General features: G+C 38.1%; 16 protein-coding genes and 2 pseudogenes. 5 read left to right on the top strand and 13 right to left on the bottom strand.

From position 1 onward, the window contains the following. From WIW52_RS08170 to WIW52_RS08150, 5 genes and pseudogenes are all read right to left on the bottom strand, one after another. A pseudogene (locus WIW52_RS08170) lies at positions 1-357 on the bottom strand (stage II sporulation protein M); the annotation flags it as partial. Between the two features lie 48 nt (positions 358-405). Continuing rightward, positions 406-2,589 (bottom strand): tRNA(Met) cytidine acetyltransferase TmcA, encoded by a 2,184-nt coding sequence (locus WIW52_RS08165; protein ID WP_337709791.1) that lies wholly within the window; start codon positions 2,587-2,589, stop codon positions 406-408. Next, positions 2,570-4,537, bottom strand: a complete 1,968-nt coding sequence (locus WIW52_RS08160) for a COG1361 S-layer family protein (RefSeq protein ID WP_337709789.1) — start codon at positions 4,535-4,537, stop codon at positions 2,570-2,572. Before WIW52_RS08160 ends, WIW52_RS08165 begins: the two co-directional genes overlap by 20 nt. A gap of 173 nt (positions 4,538-4,710) precedes the next feature. Continuing rightward, positions 4,711-7,191: an MMPL family transporter gene (locus WIW52_RS08155; protein WP_337709788.1), complete on the bottom strand. Its 2,481-nt coding sequence runs from the start codon at positions 7,189-7,191 to the stop codon at positions 4,711-4,713. Between the two features lie 300 nt (positions 7,192-7,491). Then, complete coding sequence (locus tag WIW52_RS08150) at positions 7,492-7,710, bottom strand: hypothetical protein (RefSeq protein WP_337709787.1); 219 nt, start codon at positions 7,708-7,710, stop codon at positions 7,492-7,494. Positions 7,711-8,074: 364 nt separating this feature from the next. Here WIW52_RS08150 and WIW52_RS08145 point away from each other — a divergent pair, with 364 nt between their 5' ends. Further along, positions 8,075-9,343, top strand: a complete 1,269-nt coding sequence (locus WIW52_RS08145) for a glycosyltransferase family 2 protein (protein WP_337709786.1) — start codon at positions 8,075-8,077, stop codon at positions 9,341-9,343. Here the strand turns inward: WIW52_RS08145 and WIW52_RS08140 are convergent. Beyond that, on the bottom strand, positions 9,326-9,532 hold the full coding sequence (locus WIW52_RS08140; protein WP_337702357.1) for a hypothetical protein: 207 nt from the start codon (positions 9,530-9,532) through the stop codon (positions 9,326-9,328). The two genes, WIW52_RS08145 and WIW52_RS08140, sit on opposite strands and share 18 nt — an antisense overlap. A gap of 6 nt (positions 9,533-9,538) precedes the next feature. Then, on the bottom strand, positions 9,539-10,144 hold the full coding sequence (locus WIW52_RS08135; RefSeq protein WP_337709784.1) for an MBL fold metallo-hydrolase: 606 nt from the start codon (positions 10,142-10,144) through the stop codon (positions 9,539-9,541). Positions 10,145-10,261: 117 nt separating this feature from the next. Between WIW52_RS08135 and WIW52_RS08130 the strand changes: the two genes are divergently transcribed. Next, complete coding sequence (locus WIW52_RS08130; RefSeq protein WP_337709782.1) at positions 10,262-11,578, top strand: class II fumarate hydratase; 1,317 nt, start codon at positions 10,262-10,264, stop codon at positions 11,576-11,578. After that, complete coding sequence (locus tag WIW52_RS08125) at positions 11,575-12,027, top strand: 8-oxo-dGTP diphosphatase (protein ID WP_337709780.1); 453 nt, start codon at positions 11,575-11,577, stop codon at positions 12,025-12,027. The genes WIW52_RS08130 and WIW52_RS08125 overlap by 4 nt, the downstream gene beginning before the upstream one ends. 228 nt (positions 12,028-12,255) lie before the next feature. Here the strand turns inward: WIW52_RS08125 and WIW52_RS08120 are convergent, their stop codons facing one another. After that, the gene (locus WIW52_RS08120) at positions 12,256-13,227 is read right to left on the bottom strand and encodes an alpha/beta hydrolase-fold protein (RefSeq protein WP_337709779.1); all 972 of its coding nucleotides are present in this window, start codon (positions 13,225-13,227) and stop codon (positions 12,256-12,258) included. Positions 13,228-13,278: 51 nt separating this feature from the next. On the opposite strand from WIW52_RS08120, the gene WIW52_RS08115 reads away from it, so the two are divergent. Next, positions 13,279-14,853: a cation:proton antiporter gene (locus WIW52_RS08115; protein ID WP_337709777.1), complete on the top strand. Its 1,575-nt coding sequence runs from the start codon at positions 13,279-13,281 to the stop codon at positions 14,851-14,853. On the opposite strand, the gene WIW52_RS08110 is transcribed toward WIW52_RS08115, so the two are convergent. Then, positions 14,845-15,354, bottom strand: a complete 510-nt coding sequence (locus WIW52_RS08110; RefSeq protein ID WP_337702373.1) for a DUF429 domain-containing protein — start codon at positions 15,352-15,354, stop codon at positions 14,845-14,847. The two genes, WIW52_RS08115 and WIW52_RS08110, sit on opposite strands and share 9 nt — an antisense overlap. A 23-nt stretch (positions 15,355-15,377) precedes the next feature. On the opposite strand from WIW52_RS08110, the gene tpiA reads away from it, so the two are divergent. Continuing rightward, the gene (gene tpiA, locus WIW52_RS08105; protein WP_337709775.1) at positions 15,378-16,076 is read left to right on the top strand and encodes a triose-phosphate isomerase; all 699 of its coding nucleotides are present in this window, start codon (positions 15,378-15,380) and stop codon (positions 16,074-16,076) included. On the opposite strand, the gene WIW52_RS08100 is transcribed toward tpiA, so the two are convergent. From WIW52_RS08100 to WIW52_RS08085, 4 genes and pseudogenes are all read right to left on the bottom strand, one after another. After that, positions 16,065-16,409: a hypothetical protein gene (locus tag WIW52_RS08100; protein WP_337709774.1), complete on the bottom strand. Its 345-nt coding sequence runs from the start codon at positions 16,407-16,409 to the stop codon at positions 16,065-16,067. The genes tpiA and WIW52_RS08100 overlap by 12 nt on opposite strands. A gap of 70 nt (positions 16,410-16,479) precedes the next feature. Continuing rightward, a complete protein-coding gene (locus WIW52_RS08095; protein ID WP_337709772.1) occupies positions 16,480-17,283 on the bottom strand; it encodes an ABC transporter permease in 804 nt (267 codons plus the stop codon). Next, positions 17,258-18,439, bottom strand: a complete 1,182-nt coding sequence (locus tag WIW52_RS08090; RefSeq protein ID WP_337709770.1) for an extracellular solute-binding protein — start codon at positions 18,437-18,439, stop codon at positions 17,258-17,260. The genes WIW52_RS08095 and WIW52_RS08090 overlap by 26 nt, the downstream gene beginning before the upstream one ends. Positions 18,440-18,521: 82 nt before the next feature. Beyond that, positions 18,522-19,621: pseudogene (locus WIW52_RS08085) on the bottom strand (transposase). Positions 19,622-19,828: the final 207 nt, after the last annotated feature.

The raw sequence follows: 19,828 nt of genomic DNA, 5'->3' as shown, positions 1-19,828 counted from the left end.
GGCATATGAAGGGAGTTCAACCGCTGAGTGAGGTAGAAGTAACAAAGAAATTGCTGCCACTATACCCGGTATTCCGTAGTGAGTAGACACTACACTAATTACATATGCAGTATCCGCTATTGTAATACCGAAAACTAATATTCCTATGATAGGTATGAAATCGGCAGTAGCTATAGCTAGGTTATGAGGAAAAATCATTAACACCTTACCGAAGTAATTCGTGTTTTGAACTGAGTTCTCTAAACCATTATATTCCTGAAGAACAGAAGGGTTGTGCGACGGTATCGAGCTTATAACTAAGAATATTGCTAACTCGATTATCAAGTATATTAGTATAAGCTTAGATATAAGCCTCATAAGATTACAATAAGACAAACCATAAATAAAAGCTTTCATAACATAAACTCATATCCTTTCGAGGATCTTTAGTATAGCACCTCTCATGATTTCTTCTGCTATTCTGGGTTTTATATCTAGATATAATGACGTGTGATACCAACTCTTACCTTGAATAGTCCGTGCTATTAAAACAGCTTCTTCAGTTTCATTAAGAAATGCATCTTCAGCAGTAGAAAAATACTTTGAAACTACGTAGTGTGCTGCATCTGCAACAGCGTTATAAGGAAGGTAACCGCTTAAATAAGCTTCTAATTTAGATTTATATTCCACAGGTATTTCGACTTTTTCAGACCTTTTAGGTAAGACCCGTAGTATATTAGCTAAAATTAAGGGATTAACATTAAAGTATACTTGATGAGCCGTCCTCAAGACCTTCTCTCTCAAGAGTTCAGACGCATGTAACGAAAGCCTTTTTGCGGTATCTGTCAAAGGCTTAATTACAATGATTGAGTACCCGTTTAATCCCTCGTTTTTTCGAGTGGAGAGATATATTGGTATAAAACCGTTCTTAATCCAAAAGCTTAGTACTTTGACATCAGAGGTAAACGAAGAACCTACCCAGTCTAGTCCTTCTTCTCTCGCTATCCTTACAATTTCGCTAAGTAAGGCTGAACCGTACCCTTTTCCTTGGTAATCGGGGTGAATGGCAATTCTTATAACCCTCCAACCTTTTATAAATCCGAACTCGTATACTCTCTCGTGCTTGATTAGCCTCTGGGGAATTAAGTTACCTGAGCTCTGTCCGCCGTTGAGTATCGTATTGATTTCACTTTTAGATAGTCTACCTTCTTCTACTACTTGGGCTATTCCTATTTCTCCCATAGCAAATATTCTTTCATAATGAAGATCTCCTAGTATCATCAGGTCGTCAGGGGAGTTTCTGTAATGAGCAGACACTAGGATTCCATAATAGTGCCTCAATAACCCTTCATTCTTAAATAGAGATTGTTTATCTAACTCCGTGACTTTCACCTCATTAACTTTTCTAGGTTTCGGCTCTGCGTCTAAGAGCATAACATCGTATAAAAACCTCTCGACTGGGTCACCTTGTGCATAGCGTATAGGAAAGGTAAGGGTAATATGCTTAAACTTCACTTTCTCTGGTAAGAAATTGAGGTATTTGAGGAAGGCTTTACCACTTCCCTCGTATCCATGAATTGTAGATACTAGAACCACCTTTTTCCACCGGCTAGTTATATAATTTACCGTATCAAGTCCTAGTGCTGCGGCTTCATCTACAATTATCAAGTCTCCCTCATAATCCTTCGCGAGATCGGGAGCGAGCCATTTTACTATAACCTCCTTTGAAGCCACGCTGAGGATTTTCCCATCTTTTGATCTCGTTAACTTATATCTTAATCCTAGAGTGTCTAACCCTTTAGCTAGAAAGGAAAAAATCTCCTGGGCAGAGAGATAGGTAGGAGAAGTAACAATTATGTTATCGAACTTGCGCTCACTAGCTAGGAAAGATAAGAAAAGACCAGTTACAGAACTCTTACCCCTTCCTCTCGGAGCCGTTATGGCTAGTATCCTTTTGTCCTCTCCCTCCATAATAAATCTCATTTCCTCTAGGGCTTTATTTTGGTCTTTACTCTGACACAGTTCATGAAGCCTCCTATCTACGTGAGGGGCTTCGGGAATGCTCCTAACCGGTCTCTGAACCTTTTGGGTTAAAGGCTTAAAACTCTCTCCTTTCTCGTCGATAACCAATACCCCTTCATGATTTTTAGCTAACCGTAGGAATCTCTGCTCAAAGAAGTTATCCACTTTGCCGTCCCTAATTAACGAGTTCTTAAATACCTTATTATTTTCTATATTGTCGCTGTATAAAACTATTACTCCTCCTCCTCTGACCGAGTCTGATAGAGCAGAGATGTAATTAGGTCTAAAGTCATCCACTGCGTCTAATATCATTATATCAAAAGTCGCCCCAAGATACTTGGTATATCTAGAATAATCTATATCTATTACTGAATTGATGTTAAGAGACGATTTTAGATCTTGAATCCTGTCCTTGGCACCTTCTACCCATGGGTGAAAAGCATAACCTATACTGAGCGAACCTTTGTCCCTTCTTTTTATAAACTCCGACAGGAAATTAAGTAAAAAATACCTCCACCTTGGTGAGTTAATCAATACAAATAACCTGTAATAATCTCTCTTTCCTCTTTCAAGTTCCTCCTCCAGCATTAGGTTTTCTCCTCATAGATAGCCTTATTGCTATTACTATCACTAAAATAATCACTATAATTCCTATAATAATATATAGCCAACCCACACTATATTTTGAAGTCCCAACTTGAAAGGTCACGCCCTCATTTACTAAATTATCAAGAGCTGTAGAACTAACTTGAATAGTAAATCTATCGTTTTGAATGAAAGGAAATAGCGAACCGGATTGGTTCCACAATAATGTTAAAGTAACCTCATAGTTTCCTACTTGAGCACCCCCGCTAACATCCACGACATATGTAACATTAACCTCCTGACCTGGTTTTAAATCTCCCAAGTAAGCCTCAGAAGCAGTCAATCCCATCAGAGGATTTGATGAGCTTACGTGAGGATATATTACATCACTACTTCCTAATATTGCCTTCACATTTTGAGCTGTTACATTTCCTACGTTCTTAATCGTTAAAGTAATTGGAACATTAGTAGACCCTGGGTTTATAGTAGGATAGTAAACATTAACTATCTCGAGGTCAGCTTTAGGATACACTTGAAGTTTGTAAGACTTGGTTATTTTACCGCCATCATACTTTACTGTGAAGTTGAGGTAGTAATAGCCGGGGGATGTTGAGTTAGGAACGTTAATTAAGAACGTAGTGTTTATTATCTTACCCGAAGGTATAGCTCCTAGATCTACTTCATCGGGAGATACTACTGGAAGACCGCTACTGAGGAAAACACTTACGTTCTCTGCAATTCCTTCTCCGTAATTCAGGACTAGAAGTACAACTCTTACGTCATAATAGCCTGGGAAGACTTGAGGTGGAATCGTTACAGTATTTACTGTTATATTTGTCGGGTATATTTCAACGGGAACTAGCTCCTTGACACTCGCGTTAGAGAAGAATTTGATGGTAACCGGTATATAATAAACTCCAGATGAGACATTAGGGTATACACTAACTGTTATTGTTCCGTAGTTTTCCTCGCCTGCTGGAACTACTCCTATGTAAACCGAATTCTGAGATGATATTAAGGGATATCCACTCCTTATCGTCAAGGATACGTTTAACGCATTGACATCACCTAAATTTTTCACTAGGAAAGTTAAAGGTACTTGGGACTCGCCAGCCGATACTATAATGGGAGACTGAGGAGATCCCCATATAGTTGTAACGGAGAAATTGAGATAACCGTTTACAACTACTGTTAAGTTGTCTATAGTTGTCACACCGTTAAAATATTTTACTTCGACGGGAATACTGTATGTCCCTTCACTCGCGTTAGGGTAAATGCTTGAATATACCGTCACTGTGACGGGTTGCCCTATTGGCAAATACCCTACCTTTACTACGTTTTGTGAGAACTTAATAGGAAATTGATTCTCCAGAATTAAACTAACATTACTAGCTATTACGTTACCTGAATTTATCAAGATTATACTCAACGGTACATTATTCTCTCCCGGAGCTACTAGTAGGGGAGATGATATTGTACCCCAAACAGAACTTGCTGAAATTGAGACGTACCCTAAAATCGGAATATCTACAGAAAGCTCCTTAGTAAAATTAGTCCCATTAGGTAATGTTCCAGAAACTTCGTAGTATAACTTATATACCCCGTCAGTCACGTTGGGATATACGTTATATATAAAGGTAACGTTGATCGTATCACCCTGCTGAAATATTGGTATACTTATATTCTGGGTACCTTCATAGCAAGAGAACGTCTCAAAGGGGTATTTAGTTAAGGGGGTTATGTTTAAATTATAAACTGTAGAACCTAGGTTAGTTATAGATAATGTTATAGGGACTTCTGTCATCCCAGGGGCTATCAATTGTGTTAAGTGAGGAACCGTAATGAAGGACAGTCTAGGTATTGTTGCTTGACTAGGAATTATTGAAAAGGTAGTCGCTAAGATTGAAATGACAAAAATAACTGACAAAAGTTTGGTGACCATGTCATTCATGAAAGAAATAGATATATCTAAAATATTTAAAGTTAACACAAGTAGATTCGACACTCGAGGAGCTCAGCAGGATCTTTTCATCACTTCTCAGCCCTTGTAAGGTTCATCCTCTTTACATACACTGGAAAAAGAGAAAATTAATTTTCTTAAACCAAGATAAGGCTGATCTCCTGCTAGTTCTGTTTTTCGTCTATGACATACTTCTCGACCGTTCTCAGCCCGGGCCACCAATTATATTTCTTTAGTATTGCCATAACGGCCGGTACCATTATCGGTCTCACGATGAATGTATCGAAAAGTATAGTTAACCCAACTGATATTCCGATCTCTTGCAGGAATCTCATATCAGCTGATCCTAAAGACATAAACGCACCTGCCAAAATTAGTCCTGCTGCAGTAACGACCAGACCAGTGTTCTTCACAGCCTTAACGATCCTTTCTTCTTCCTCTCCTTTCTCTTCTAGTATTCTAATTATAATGAACATGTCGTAATCAATGCCTAAGCTATACATTATAGCGAAGACTATCAGAGGTGATAACCAGTAAACTTGGTTAAATATGATGAACATTAACGCTATTCCGACTAAGGAGCTTAAGAGAAGAGTTAAAGACAGTCTTAAAGGAACAATAACAGAACCTAATACTATACCTAAATACACTGTTATTAGAATTATTGTCAGAGGTAAAACGAAAGTATAGTAGACTTGGACGGTATTATCAACGATGTAAATCCTCTCCGCATTACTGCCTCCAACCAAATAACCCATATCCATTATTTGTTTCGTGATGTAAATTGCACCGTCACTGAAAACAGGGTATGGTATGTACGCCTCAATCAACGTATAGTTGTGAGAAAAGTAAAGGTTAGTTAGGTAGGTCTGGTTCTTTATTAATGTTGACCCTATAGAAGCAGGACCGTACACTAGTCCGTTATTATCTATTATAAATTTAGATAGGTTATAGATCTGAGTGTAAGAAGAGTTGGGATTTCCCTTTATCACTATATAGTCCACACTATAGTTGAGAAAGTGGAGTAACTCTTGCTCACCTGCTACAACTTCACTATTAGGCGGTACTATCTCGTTTATGGCGATGTTAGTAGTATGGGTTATGAACGCACTATAACCTAAAAAGCCAAGTATTACCATCACTCCCAATATAACATACCTCCATTTGATCGCCGCTCTGCTCATAGTTTCAAGGTATTTCTGCCTTATGTCGTATGGATTTGGTACCTCTTTTCTTGGGAACTTAATGTACTTTTGTGGAATTGTCAATAGCACACTCCGGATAAAGAACAACGCGGGTATAAGCGAGGACACAGAAGCCACTACTAACGCTATGCCGATATTCTTCAGGAGAGGAGACGATGATATAATGAAGGACGAAAACCCTAGAGTTATGCTAAGACCGCTAAATAATAGAGCTCTTCCAGCTGTCCTGAATGACTTTGAGACTGGATTCTCCGTACCTTTTCTCACTTCCTCAAAATACCTATATAGAAACAGTATCGAGTAATCTACTGTAATTCCAAATACTATAGGAGGAATTACCAGCCCTGATATATAATATATTTGGTAACCGAAGAAAGTAGCTAAGAATAGCAAAGCGTAAGCTATTTCGAGACCTATTACGGCACTTAGAATCAGTATCAGAATAGGTACTAGAGCCCTGATTAACAATACTAAGAGAATTGAAAGGAGTATCACCGTCACTATGTCGATTATTTTTAGATCCTTTTCAGTGGCTATTGCAGATTCCGCATAGATCGGAAGGTGACCAGTAACCGTCGCGTTAATGTTATTCATAAACTCCTCAATTTGTGTTAAACTCTCATTGTTCGGGACTTGTATAATGAATAACCACTTTCCGTCTCGATGAAAATCAGACAAAGATATGGGCATGGGCTTAATCTCACTCTCGACTTGGTTAGTAGCGTAACTAAAAGGATCAACCAAAGCGTTCTCTGGCACACTCTCTCTTGTCAGAATCTTTACGAGATATGAATAGTTAGAGAAGTTCAATAAGGTAGAACGGACTAGTGAAGTATTGGAGTAGTTCGAGAACGAGAATAGAAGAACGAACGGGTTTTTGAATACGGTTAAGCTTGCGTTCCTAGCCTTTTGTAACTCACTACCATTTAGCTGTGAGTATATGTAATAGAACTTTTCCGCTTCAGCTCCAACTGGATAAAACTTGTGAATGGGAATACCATAAGTTACGTTAAGCTCATATTCAAAAATGGAAAAGTTTTGCAAAATATACGCTCTCTCTTTGGTAAGGTTTACGTATAAAGAATGAAGTGGTAAAAGTTTTTCGTATGTGGAGTTAATTATAGGCGAAATGAGTTTAAAGTAGGTTTGGTTGGATTGATTTAAGTAGTCATACGGTGTTATTAGTTTCGCATCTGACAAGTACTTAAGGGAATTATTTACTTCCTTGAACGCTTGGCTATAGTTTCCTGAGACAAGGACGTATATGTCGTCTTCTTCAGAGTAGTTAAAGTATTTGACCAATATGTGCTTTACGACTACACTACCGTACTGAGGCGTCAAGAAAGGTGCATCAGAGTAAATAAAATAATTTTGTATGCCGAGAACAATTGGTGATAATAGTATCAGAAGAATGATCCAGGTAAATATTTGTAATCTCATGTGACTTTATTTTTCTTCAATTGATTAAAAATAAGTGTTCTAAAATTCATTATTAAGAAGATAAATTTCGATTGATAGATGTTTTAGCATGTAGATTGTCCGAATTAACTCCGCATGGCTCCAAACCAACGGTGCTACAGATGTATATGAACCATTTGGTGCTATCTGTTCCGGCAGTACCCTGTAGAGGGAATATCACACTTAAAGAGAAACCACTTGTCTCTTTTATAATGAATAATTGAGGATGTAAACGGATCATAGAGTGCCGTATCCCCTATGTCATTCCCATTAACGTGAAAATCATGGTGAAAGAAAAATTCTCAAATCACTAGACTTTGATAAGGTAACACTAACCTCTCTTACAAAAATCTCATAAGCCATATCTATAGCGTCCACCAACTTTATTTTACTCCCGTTGAATTCAGCCTCGGCAAATGAAGATAGGGAGTTTTCTACATAATCAATCTTAGGATTAAGTTGATCTAACCAACTGAAGTCTCCGTCACTCCATACACCCAATTTAGCTTGATGCAGGTGATTATCGATGGGTAAAGGATAGTAGAGTTCTTCAATATGTAGCCCTAATCATATAATATTGTTAATTTCTCATTTCCTAGTAGGATTAACCTTGTCATACAATAAATACAAACTTAAAATAAATTAAATTTTCCTTATATCATATAAAGATATTATATAAAAGACGGTCTTTTCGATTAAGGTTGATACTAATCTTAACGTAAACTACTAGCTTAATTATTAACTAGACAGATATTGAATTTCTCCTATATCTATTAAAAAACTAATTAACTAGTTAAACTAGGACTTACAAAAGTTTTTTTCTCTGACTAAAATTTTTATATGCGATATCTTGTTTGATATCTGAATGTTAAACTTCACCGCTCACGTTATGTTCGTAATATCATCTTCAGTATTAACCATTACTTACTTTATACTTATCACATACTACGGACTTAAATACAAGCCAAAGAAATATAATACTAATTTTACAAAATCCGACATTACGGTGTTAATTCCAGTATATAAAGAAGATGTAAGACTGTTTGAACAAGTAATAAAGTCAATAGCCCGAATAGGCCTTAAGTTAATAGTAGTAGGAGATGGTGTTGATGAACCCTACAGCATCATAGTAAAGAAATATGGGGGACTTTTCATAAGCCTTAAAAAGAGGTCAGGAAAAAGAGTTGCGTTATCTGAAGGGATAAAATATGTGACAACTAAACTAGTTCTATTACTGGATAGTGATACTATAATATCGAAGGATAGTGTAGAAAAACTATTGGTTTATATGACTGAAGATGTGGGGGGAGTAGGTGCAAGCATCAGAATGATGAAGAGTAAAAAATGGTCCTACTACTACGCGGAGTTTTTCGAAAGTATGAGTGAATTGGTAAACAGAGCAGTTAATTACTTTGGGAGTGCTATAATATTAAGTGGCCAGTGCGTCCTATATAGAACCGATTTAATAAAGCCTTTTGTATTATCAGAGGAATTTAGAAACCCTAGAATATTCGGCAGAAAAATGATCCTATCAGACGATAGAGATCTTACAGAATACGTGATTATGAAAGGTTATAAGGCCGTAAAAGCTATAGACGCTATAGTTTATACAAAACCCCCTAATGATGTTATGACTTTCGCCAAACAAGTAACCCGTTGGACTAGAGCTAACTACCTAATCTTTATAAAGGAAATAAAAGAAGGAGTTATAAATAAAAGAGGATTAATATATTCCTTTAACGTAACCTACCTAAATATGCTACCTTTGTTGTCAATTCTATCCTTATTTCTTGATATACACTTGATATTAAACTTGCATTTGTTTGAGAGAATACTAGAGAAAGGTATCTTGAACGTACTACTAACTGGGGGAACTCACTCATCACTAATCTTAGCCAAAATTTTTGAACATTTTTTACGACCTAGACCATCATTAATAGCGATGTTCATAATAACCCGCATACTACCTACAATCTCCATAATACCATTTTCCTATGCCTTGGCAAAACTAATCATGAGGGAAAAACTCAAGACTTTCCTAATAGGAACAATAGCATTAGTAATACAATACTTCGCGTCATTTTATGCATTACTCACGTTTTGGAAACAGAACTGGTCATCTAGAGACTCTTAAGTATGCTAACTGCAGTTTTACAGCATGCTGACAAATTGGTTGACCACACTGGCAATTGCTTTCTATAATTTTAAAACCGCGTATTTTAATTCTTACATCGTAGTACCCTACAGCACATTTTGCAGGTACTAAACCTTCGACTTCTATAACGTCGTTTAACTTCTCCACTTTAAGTATCTTTACGTTCATGCTAAGTCATATTTGCCAATCTATTTCCCCGTTTAAAAACGGATTGTGCAACTTTTCGTAACCTAACGTCGTAAGAAAACCATGCCCTGGGTACACTGTTAGTAAATCGTCAAGCTCCATTAACCTTTTTAGGCTCTTCTTAAGGAGAGCCTTATCTCCTCCTAAGTCGTATCTACCGATGCTCTCGTTAAAGAGAGTATCACCGGTAAATAAGTTATTCTCTATCAAGTACGTAACACTACCTAAAGTGTGCCCCGGAGTCTCGATCACCTTAACTCTAATACCGTCAAATTCCATTTCTCCTTCTTTAACATAACCGTCTACGGAAATGTGAGAAGTTCGGGGATCGTTTTTAACCAACGGTTCATCGTTCTCATGTAAGTAGAATATGACTTCGCCTAAGTGTTTCTTTAACTCAGGCACACCCAAAACGTGGTCGAAGTGACCATGAGTAGCAAGGATTGCCTTTAATTCTATTCCTCTATCTTTAACGTAGTATATAATTTCTGTTGGGTTCTCTCCTGCATCGATTAATATCCCTGAATTATTTTTAGTTACTAAATAGCAGTTAGTGTTAAGGTGACTCACTTCGAATTTCCTTATTACTCCCATCACTCTAAACTTAAGGATTGATCTAATAATATATTATCTTCATGCTATTAGTAATCCCTTTTTTACTCTTATTAATCGAAATTATTAAGTAACACTCTTTCTTTAAATAGAATCAATATGAAATACACCGAAACAGCTCCGAAACTCTTTATGAACACTGGGACAAAGTTCCCTAGGCAAATAATTTGGGCTATGGGAGCTATTAAGTATTCGTGTGCTAAAGTTAACGCTGAATTAGGACTATTAGATCAGCAAATAGCACAAGCTATTATGAAAGCATCTGAAGAAGTAATGGAAGGGAAATTTGACTCTAAAGTGATTGTAGACGTGTTTCAGACAGGTTCTGGAACCGGGTTAAACATGAACATAAACGAGGTTATTGCAGAGAGGGCTACGGAAATTTCAGGGAAGAAAGTTCATCCTAACGATCACGTAAACCTCGGGCAGTCGTCTAATGACACCGTACCTACTGCAATACGCATTGCGTCAGTGAAAACCGCATACGAACTTCTAATTCCCGCGTACGAAAAGATCATCACGTCTCTGAATAAAAGGGGTCAGGAATTTAACGATGTAATTAAATCAGGCAGGACTCATTTAAGAGATGCATTACCGGTAACTTTAGGTCAAGAATTATTGTCATACGCTGATGCATTTCAACACGACTTAGAAAAGTTGAAGGAAATACTGGAATACGTAAAAGAACTTCCCATAGGAGGTACAGCTGTAGGTACTGGGCTAAATGCACATCCTGAGTTTCAGGAGAGAGTAGTCAATGAGATAAACAAAATTGCTTCTATGGGCTTCAAACCCGCAAATAAATTCAGGGGTTTGAAACTTCTCACCGATATGTTAATGCTAAGTGGAGTCCTGAGGACTTCTGCAGTGAACTTATATAGACTAGGGCAAGACATAAGATTAATGTTTTCAGGACCCATGACGGGGTTTAATGAGATTGAACTTCCCAGCCAAGAGGAAATAGCTGGAAGCAGTATAATGCCTGGTAAAACTAACCCGGTGACTGTAGAGGCTTCTCTTCTAGTAAGTGCTCAAGTCGTAGGTTTAGATCACGCTATACAGTTCGCTTCAATGCTAGGTGAATTTGAGTTGGCTATGGGTGTTCCACTAGTAGGTTACGATCTCGTAATGGAGGAGACCTTATTAGCTGAGGCATTTAGTAAAATGTCAGATTTAGTTATCAACGGTATGGTTCCAAACGTAGAAAAGATGAGAAGGTACGCCGAAAGTAGCCCCTCATTAGTTACTATCATATCACCCATAATCGGATATGATAAGGCATCTCAAATAGGTAAACAACTAGCTAAGGGAATGTCAATAAGGGAAGCACTGAGAGAATTAGGATATAAGGATGAAGAAATCAATACCATACTTGACTTGAAAAGACTAGTCAAACCTGGGTTTCCAGCTAAATGAAGGAGACATGCCTAGGAATAATAAGGGACGGTAATTTTTTACTCTCTATAAGAAAACTCAGAGGCTTAGGAGCTGGGTATCTAACATTCCCTGGGGGTAAAGTTGAGGAAGGTGAAACGCCCGAGCAATGTATCACTCGTGAAGTCAATGAAGAAATTAAAGTAAATATTGAGTCCTTTAGGAAGGTAGCCGAGATCTTGTTTATACATGGAGAAGAAGCAGAAAAGATGCACGTGTTCCTTATTACAAAGTTCACCGGAATTCCTACTAAAACTGATGAGGCTATACCTATGTGGTTAAAGGAACCCATTTATGAGGAGATGTGGGCTGACGATAAAATATGGTTATCAAAGGTTCTGAGCGGAGAAAATGTACGTTGCGAGTTTTACTTCTCTACCGATTGGACTGAATTTAAGGGAGGCTATTGTAGTTCATGTAAATTTACATGATTTTATAATTCTATACACTGAATTTCTTATTTTTTCTATACATTTTTCCTCTCCCTCATCACATTCGAAAATTTTGATATTGGTTCCCTTTATTTTGTCCAATACTTCCTTCTCTAATTTTTCTATGACGATTACGTCGTACCTTTCACACTGTCCTATACTCTCTGTAACGACATCAGTTAACGAATAACAGTCCCCCGTCCTTTGAAAGCGTATTATCAATTCTCATTACCTTCTTTCTTCATTAAATACTCTACTCGCCAAAGATAAAGATACATCATATCTAAAACTAGTGTTAAAATGTCCTCCTTCAAATTCTTCATAGATATGAGGGACATTTAATTTTTTCATCTTGTCGTGTAAAATCCTCATACCGAAATTAATCTTAAATTCGTCCCTTAAACCCACATCAAGGTAGATCAACCTGAGTTTTCGCAGATTCTCGTGATACCGGTTTACCATTCTCACTGGATCCTTCTCTATCCATTTTTTCCAAACTTCTTCTATAATTTCACCTGTTTCCGTTTCAAAGGGTAACTCGATATAATCGTCCTTAGGTGAGTAAAATGCAGCCATTGCTACTATGGTTAGTACGTTTAAATCCTCTTTCTCTTTCTTATTCTCCTTACTCCAAAACTTTTGTAGCCAGTCTTTGTAGTCCCTGAATTTTCTCAGGGTTCTGATCACGGAAGGAAACATAGGAATATAAATGTACTCGAAGTAAGCATCACCTGAGTGGTCAATTATTCCTTGAATTAGACCGGGGTACTTCATTCCTAGTACTATTGCACCGTAACCGCCAGAAGATTTGCCCATTAGAACTATCTTGTCACTGTCGTATTTTTCTTTTAGATAGGGTATTAATTCCTTAACTAAGAAATCTTCATATAGGCCTACTGCCGTAGAATTTATATATTGATTGCCGCCTAACTTGGTAAAGAGATCTGGGAGTATTACCACTGTATTATTTATTTTATCCTCCTTAGAAAGCCTCTCTATCTTTTCTACAATGTTTTCCCCTAAAGGATCGTAGTTCAATAACGAAATGGAAGAAGATAGAAAACCGCTTAGATAGACAACTATCAAGGGTTTAGAAATATCGTCGGAGACTATGTGAACGACCTTCCTTACATTAGGATCTTTTAAAGGGTTATCTCTTAAAGCCTCGCTTTCTACATTCTCGACTCTTACAACGACCATTATAATCAACCATTTTTTACTTATATACTTATAAAATCGATATTACTATTCATGATACAAGGCACTAATACAATCCTTACACTAACGCTGGTCATAGCAACTTTCTCCGGTTTAGTTCTGAGAAGGCTTAGGATATCCCCCGTTCTCGCATACCTTGTGTCCGGTCTAATAGGAGAACTCTTAGGGTTGAATTATAATAATCCAGAATTCCAGTTTATCTCCTTTCTCGCTGTAAACTTATTGTCATTTGAAATGGGAGTTTCCGTTAACCTCGTAGATCTCAAGAAGATGTTCAGAAGGGCACTTTTCATAGTGATTATAGAATTTCTAATTGTTTATATTGTAATTTCTATAGTTGGTTTAGCGATCAAACTCTCTTTAACCCAAACTCTTTTACTTACCGTAATAGGCTTTAACACCAGTACATCAATTGCATTTAAGCTCGGGGAAGGCAAGCTAGACGAAAACGACTTCAAACTTATTCTCTCTGTTGCCTCACTTGAAGACACATTAGCTTTCGTCGCGTTAGGCATTATAACCTCAGGAAACGTGAATATATTCAATCTACTCATCACCTCGCTTTCCTCATTAGCGCTTGGTTATGTTGTGTCAAAAGTTCTCATAAACCCGACATTACAGTATGCAAAGTCTGATGAGTCTGTAATTTTATCTAGCGTAGCATCCGTCTTTTTATTCAACTTACTAAGTTCCATACTAAGCTTACCTTCAACGTTAGCTAACTTTTTACTGGGTATAGGTACTTCTTATGCGTCAACAGATCCTGAGAAGATAATAAGGTATATGAAACCTTTGGTTGACTTTACCCTAATTTTCTTCTTCTTTATTGCCGGAAGTTATCTCAAAATTTCTGGATTTATATCGTATTACATACTGATCTCCATAATTCTCGTTTTAACAAAACTCTTTGCCTTTAGCACTGCCTATTGGTTTTCAGGAGTCGATTTCTTGAGGGCTTATCGAACTGGATTATTTATGACTTCATTAAGTGAATTCGGAATAGTTATATCTCTTACCGCGTTACAGCTAGGACTTCCCGTTACGATAATTTATAACATATCGACAGTACTCGTAGCTGTATCCTCTACAATAGCTAGCGTTTTAACTTCTAGAAACCAGATAGTCCTAAAGACTATAAGTAAGATGTATTTAAGGTTAAGGTTAGATAGATTCGATAGCTTAGTTAAAAACTTGGGTCATATAACATTTAAATCACCAGAAATTCTCACGTCATTCTTGAAATTCTCAATCCTAAGTATAACATTGACTTTTAGTTCGATATACTTAGCCGACTTAATAGCTACTCTTTCTCCTTACTTAGCCTTGTTTTCATTGTCTTTACTAGTGCTGACTCCATTTTTACTGATACTCTTCATTCTTTACTATACTAGAAAAATTCAAAATCAAGAGTTTAGGCTAATGATACAAATATTCATGTGGGGGATTTTTCTGCTGATAATGATTAATTATACTGTATTACTAGCAAGGATAATAGCCGTCTCACCTTTACTCGATATAATTATCTCAATCTTAATTAGTACACTTATAGCCATATTTTTTTACAGCAAAATATATAAATTAATAGAGGAATTAGATAAGCTATTCTAGGAATGTAAAAACATTTTCGGACAATTTAGATATCTCTATCTTTTTCTTAGGAAGTAGATATATAACTCCGTCCGAACCTCTGATTTCCATTGCTTCACCCTTCATATAAGATAACGAAACTAGAGCAGCAACCACAGCATCTATTATATCTTTCTTAACGTTATATCTCCTCCAATCTAAACCAATATTCTTAAGAGATGAAGTGGGATGAGTCTCAATCACTTTCCCCTTTAACATCCTTGATAGCTTAATTGCCTTGACCACGAGGCTCTCCATCCAACTCGGTGGTAACACACGATAACCTCGTTTGATCATCTGTTTGTCAACATCTCTAAATCCTTTACTGTAAGATAATGGAGAATCTATAGCCACTATTTCAGAAGTAGCACAAAGCTGAAGAATGAGGTCTTCGTTCCCCTCATAAACTTCTATTGTGTTTCCGTTCAGGACTCCGATTGTTGAAGGTCTCTTTACAGCTAAATCTATTCCGCAAAGTTTCAATATTAATCCCCTTATTTAAAGTTATGAAACCGCCAATTATTTTAATAAATTACAAGGCATATGAGAATTCTTACGGAGAAAAAGGGATGGAAATCTCTAAGAAGATTGAGAAGGTAAGTAAGGAGTACGGAGTTCCTATAATAGTTTCCGTTCCAGCAACAATGATACATAGGCTTAGTAAAGAAACTGAACTAATAGTATATGCACAACATGTTGATGGATTGGATCACGGTGCTAAAACTGGATCGATTCTTCCTGAGATGGTAAAGGACGCAGGGGGGAAGGGCTCGTTATTAAACCACAGCGAAAGGAGAGTTAGGTTAGACGAAATCCACGATGCAATTATAAGGATGAGAAGATTAGGGTTGGAAAGTGTAGTTTGTGTAGATAGATACGAATTAGTTCATTCTATGGGAATATTAAACCCTGACGCGATACTTATCGAACCTCCGGAACTTATCGGTAGCGGAGTCGCAGTCTCTAAGGCAAAACCTGAAGTTATTACAAGAGCGGTAGATGAAATAAGGAAAGTTAAGGGTGTTTACCTTGTTGCAGGGGCTGGAATTACAAGCGGTGAAGATGTATACAAGGCTATAGAGCTTGGCGCTGACGGAATAGGAGTGGCAAGTGCTGTAATGAAAGCTAAAGACCCAGAAAAGGTTGTAAGCGATTTCGTGTCTCAAGCCTTAAAAGCAATAGATAAAAGGAGTTTAGTCAAATAACAAATTGAAAATAGTGTATTCGAGAGATTTATCTCCAAACACTCTTTTAACTAACTCTCTCAGCCTTTGTTTGTCATTTATTACAGCGTAGAGTGACACTACTGTTAGATACGCTGATATAAACTTTGAATCTCCTCCGACTTGTGTAGTGAAACTTTTGAATTTTACAGAATTAACGTATATATTACTTCCGTCAAATCTAGCTAGTTCGTTATAGGGCATATCTGAAACGTTAATTTTAACATTATCAAAGGTATAGCCGTTTTCCTCCAATATCCTTCTTACTACCCCTTCAACACATTCTATCTCTCTACATATCAACTTTATCGCCATCCGTTGAACAACCCTTTCATCACTAGTTCAGATAAGGTTGGGTTCTTCATTCAGTATGGAATTAAGTTGATTAGTAATAAATGTATCCCTTTTTAATGAGAAGGAATTTAGATACTCTGGCTACAGCTAGTAATATTAAGGAGAAAAGTATCAAAGTCGCTGATGCAGTTATGGACGCATTAAAATACGTCTGATACTCATTGTAAATGTATACTGAGGCTACACAATCTCCGTTAAAGATCCATCCTTGAACGAACGGGGCTACGATTACAATAGAACCGAATTCGCTTATCGTCCTAGCCATTGAAGTTAGTCCTGATGAGATTATTCCGCCAACAGACATAGGAAAGATCATTTTGAAGAAAACTCTGAGTTCAGAGTAGCCCAAACTCATAGCGTACTGTTCATATGATAATGGTAAGCTCTCGAAGAAACTCTGCATCGAACGGATATACACGGGGGCTGAGACTATTATTAAGGCTAGGATAAGCCCAAAATACGAGTAGTAGAAATTGATACCGTGAGAAGACAAGAACTTACCTACTATGTTGGTGGGACTATCTATGAACACCAAAGCTATTCCAACGAGCGGATGAGGTATTGAAGCCGGAATGTCTACTATACTTTCTATTATAGGGTTTCTATTTCTGGCCAGGAAGTAAGCCAAGGGTGTAAACAAGAAGATTATAACGACTATTGCGACGGAGGAGGAAAGGTAGGAAAGTTCTATAGAGCTTATTAATGCTTTTCCAAATGCGATTGATCTAACATAAAACGGTCCGTAACCGTAAACTATTAAGTATATTATAGGGATTGTTAAGAGGAGGGATAGAAATAAAGATATTACTTTAAACAGCCGTGAAGTTACCACCATACGTTAATACTCCCTCATTTAATAAATTAACAATTTGTGGTGGTACATCCGATGGCAATTCATAGAACAAAACTGGGTGAGTTATAGGAGTCACACCGAACATTGCTAACTCATTGACATTTTTAATTACAAATTGTATGAACTGTAATGCCAACTGTTGGTTTGGTGCATTCTTAGGTATGGTCATATATAAGTACACTGGGTTACCGTATATCTTTAGAGTCTGTCCGTTTACAGTTATTTTGTAGAAGAAGAAGCTGTACCAACTTGTCTCGTTAGGATAATAACCGAAGCTTAGCCATGGTGGTAATTGCAAATAGTCTAGGTGTTGAGATATTGCATAGGACTTATAGGAGAAGACGAAGTCGAGTTCTCCAGCCTCTAATGGGGCTACAAAGTCAGCAGTATTGGGCGCACTATGAATTACATTGCTTTCATTAGCTAAGTGTATAAAGTAATCGAAGGACTTATTTGCATAAAGGTAACTAGTCATTTTTAGGATCAGATAACCGTATAATCCTTCTGGGTCCGAGCTCGGGTTGGATATACCTAAACTAAACTTAGTAGTTAGTAGATAGAAGAAGTTATACCAGTACTCAGTACTGTTAGTCTCCATTGCCATAGTGTAGTTGCTGTATAACTGGTTCCAATATGGGTTCATCGTAGTATAATTAGAATACACTAGAGCCATCTGGTCTGATATAAAGGCTATTGTCCAACCCGGATTATTCTGCCCTTCTAACTCAACAGCCTGAATATAAGCTACTGGAACGAAGACATCTGCAGGAGCTCCTTGGGCAATTTCAGCCGCTAACCCAAAAGCACCACCGGGATTTATATCAACTGGAATACCGTATTGCTTCTCAAATTGTTTAGTCAAATAATCAAATATCGCTTTATAAGCCCCAGCGACATAAACTATGACAATATTATTGTTAGCCGTTGAAGGTGTTGTAACGGATGAAGTAAAGGTAGTTGAACTAGTTGTCGTCATAGAGGAATAAGTAGATGACATTGACGATGTTGCAGAAATACTAGAACTTCTAGTTGGGTAATATAGTAATAAAATACCCGATATTGCTATTACCGCTATAAGGACTATTGCTATTATTATATAAGAAGATATGGCCTTAGCAATTTTTGTTCCTTTATTCATATTACTAAATAGTGATATTACTATTAATAAATATTACTTTAGGAAAAGATTAAATATTATAAAGTACAGCAGTTATGGGACTTTAACGTAACTTAAAGATTTTCATCAGCCCCGACGATCCACCTAAATAACGTTCAACGAACCTGAGGAACGCCTCCACGCTCCTCAGGTTAAGAGCCCCCACTAGCTCCCTGACAACGTTGACCATGATGGTGAAGATCGTGAGGTAACCCTGAAGTCTCTCTCTCCTCCAGAACGAAGAGTCCTCCAGTCCCAAGGCCTTGACGTCCCTGTGAAGCTTCTCGATCTCCCACCTCATCCTCCATGCCTCCTCCATCTCCTCCTCACTAAGCGAGAGATCGGTCGTGTAGAGGTATCTGACGTGTGTCCCGGAGTCACCTTTATATTCTTGGACTAGCAATTTCACCGTAATCACTTGGGCTCCCAGGGTCAGGTCGGCGTAGTAGACGCCGGGGGTATCCCACTCGGAGGTGTCCCTCCACCTCCTCGAGGGTCCCCCGGGCCGACTCGACCCTGAGCTCGGTTGGACTTGAGCTCAGACACCACGTTGTCCGTCACGAGCTTCTCCGACCGGTACCACGAGTCGAAGACTACCCTGGACACGCGGAAGTACCCCTTGAGCACGTCCAATATCTCCTTGGCCAAGTCGATCTTGGTCTTGAACTCAGTAACCATCCCCAAATCCAACATCTTCCTCACGGCGTAGGGGAAGGCTCCCACCATGAACGCCCTGCCCGTGGAGAGGTCCACTATGGCGACCGTGAGGAGCTGCACACCTCTCTCGAACCTCCGGTGGGTGTGGCAGTAGATCCAGTAGTTCCCGTGGGGGCTCACGTCCTTCCCCCGGGAGTACTCCTTGTGGTCCACGGTGTCGTCTATGATGACAACAACCTCACCCTTCACCAACACTGACAGGACCTTTAAGTAGTCCTTCCACGCGTCTTCGAGTTCCCCTAACGCCTCCAGCAGGTTTGCGTAGTCTAACCCGAACGTCTCAGCAGCATTCCTCACGCTGGTCCTCCCACCTAGCAGGACCATCAAGACGAGTGCCAACCCGACCTTCCTGCTCCTCCCGTTCCTCCTCACTATGCCCAGGAACTGGTTCACTGCCTTGACCAACCTCTCCTTAGCGTACTTTACCTGTCCCTTCCGGTTCGACATCTTCATCTTTTCAGCGGGACGACGTCTAAAATTAAAAACTTCTCGCTAATACCGACTTCTTCGTATTACCTCCCTAAGATTCCCATAACTGCTGTAAAGTAGATAAAGTATAGTTAACATTTTTTGAATCTTTGTTGAATTAAAAAAATTTTAAAAAAAAACACAGAGGTAATATTTCTTACCTGAGGGATAAAAATTAAGTAGAAA

The organism is Stygiolobus sp. RP850M (assembly GCF_037389295.1).
Lineage (GTDB): Archaea > Thermoproteota > Thermoprotei_A > Sulfolobales > Sulfolobaceae > Stygiolobus.
The sequence above is the reverse complement of the archived record's forward strand: the minus strand, read 5'-3'. Positions and strand labels throughout refer to the sequence as shown.

Excerpts from the sequence above, each read along its gene's own strand:
- WIW52_RS08130 (WP_337709782.1), top strand. The coding sequence starts at position 10,262 with ATGAAATACACCGAAACAGCTCCGAAACTCTTTATGAACACTGGGACA.
- WIW52_RS08095 (WP_337709772.1), bottom strand. The coding sequence starts at position 17,283 with ATGGTGGTAACTTCACGGCTGTTTAAAGTAATATCTTTATTTCTATCC.
- WIW52_RS08125 (WP_337709780.1), top strand. The coding sequence starts at position 11,575 with ATGAAGGAGACATGCCTAGGAATAATAAGGGACGGTAATTTTTTACTC.
- WIW52_RS08090 (WP_337709770.1), bottom strand. The coding sequence starts at position 18,439 with ATGAATAAAGGAACAAAAATTGCTAAGGCCATATCTTCTTATATAATA.
- WIW52_RS08160 (WP_337709789.1), bottom strand. The coding sequence starts at position 4,537 with ATGAATGACATGGTCACCAAACTTTTGTCAGTTATTTTTGTCATTTCA.
- WIW52_RS08115 (WP_337709777.1), top strand. The coding sequence starts at position 13,279 with ATGATACAAGGCACTAATACAATCCTTACACTAACGCTGGTCATAGCA.
- WIW52_RS08120 (WP_337709779.1), bottom strand. The coding sequence starts at position 13,227 with ATGGTCGTTGTAAGAGTCGAGAATGTAGAAAGCGAGGCTTTAAGAGAT.
- WIW52_RS08145 (WP_337709786.1), top strand. The coding sequence starts at position 8,075 with ATGTTAAACTTCACCGCTCACGTTATGTTCGTAATATCATCTTCAGTA.
- WIW52_RS08165 (WP_337709791.1), bottom strand. The coding sequence starts at position 2,589 with ATGCTGGAGGAGGAACTTGAAAGAGGAAAGAGAGATTATTACAGGTTA.
- WIW52_RS08100 (WP_337709774.1), bottom strand. The coding sequence starts at position 16,409 with ATGGCGATAAAGTTGATATGTAGAGAGATAGAATGTGTTGAAGGGGTA.
- WIW52_RS08140 (WP_337702357.1), bottom strand. The coding sequence starts at position 9,532 with ATGAACGTAAAGATACTTAAAGTGGAGAAGTTAAACGACGTTATAGAA.
- WIW52_RS08155 (WP_337709788.1), bottom strand. The coding sequence starts at position 7,191 with ATGAGATTACAAATATTTACCTGGATCATTCTTCTGATACTATTATCA.
- WIW52_RS08135 (WP_337709784.1), bottom strand. The coding sequence starts at position 10,144 with ATGGGAGTAATAAGGAAATTCGAAGTGAGTCACCTTAACACTAACTGC.
- tpiA (WP_337709775.1), top strand. The coding sequence starts at position 15,378 with ATGAAACCGCCAATTATTTTAATAAATTACAAGGCATATGAGAATTCT.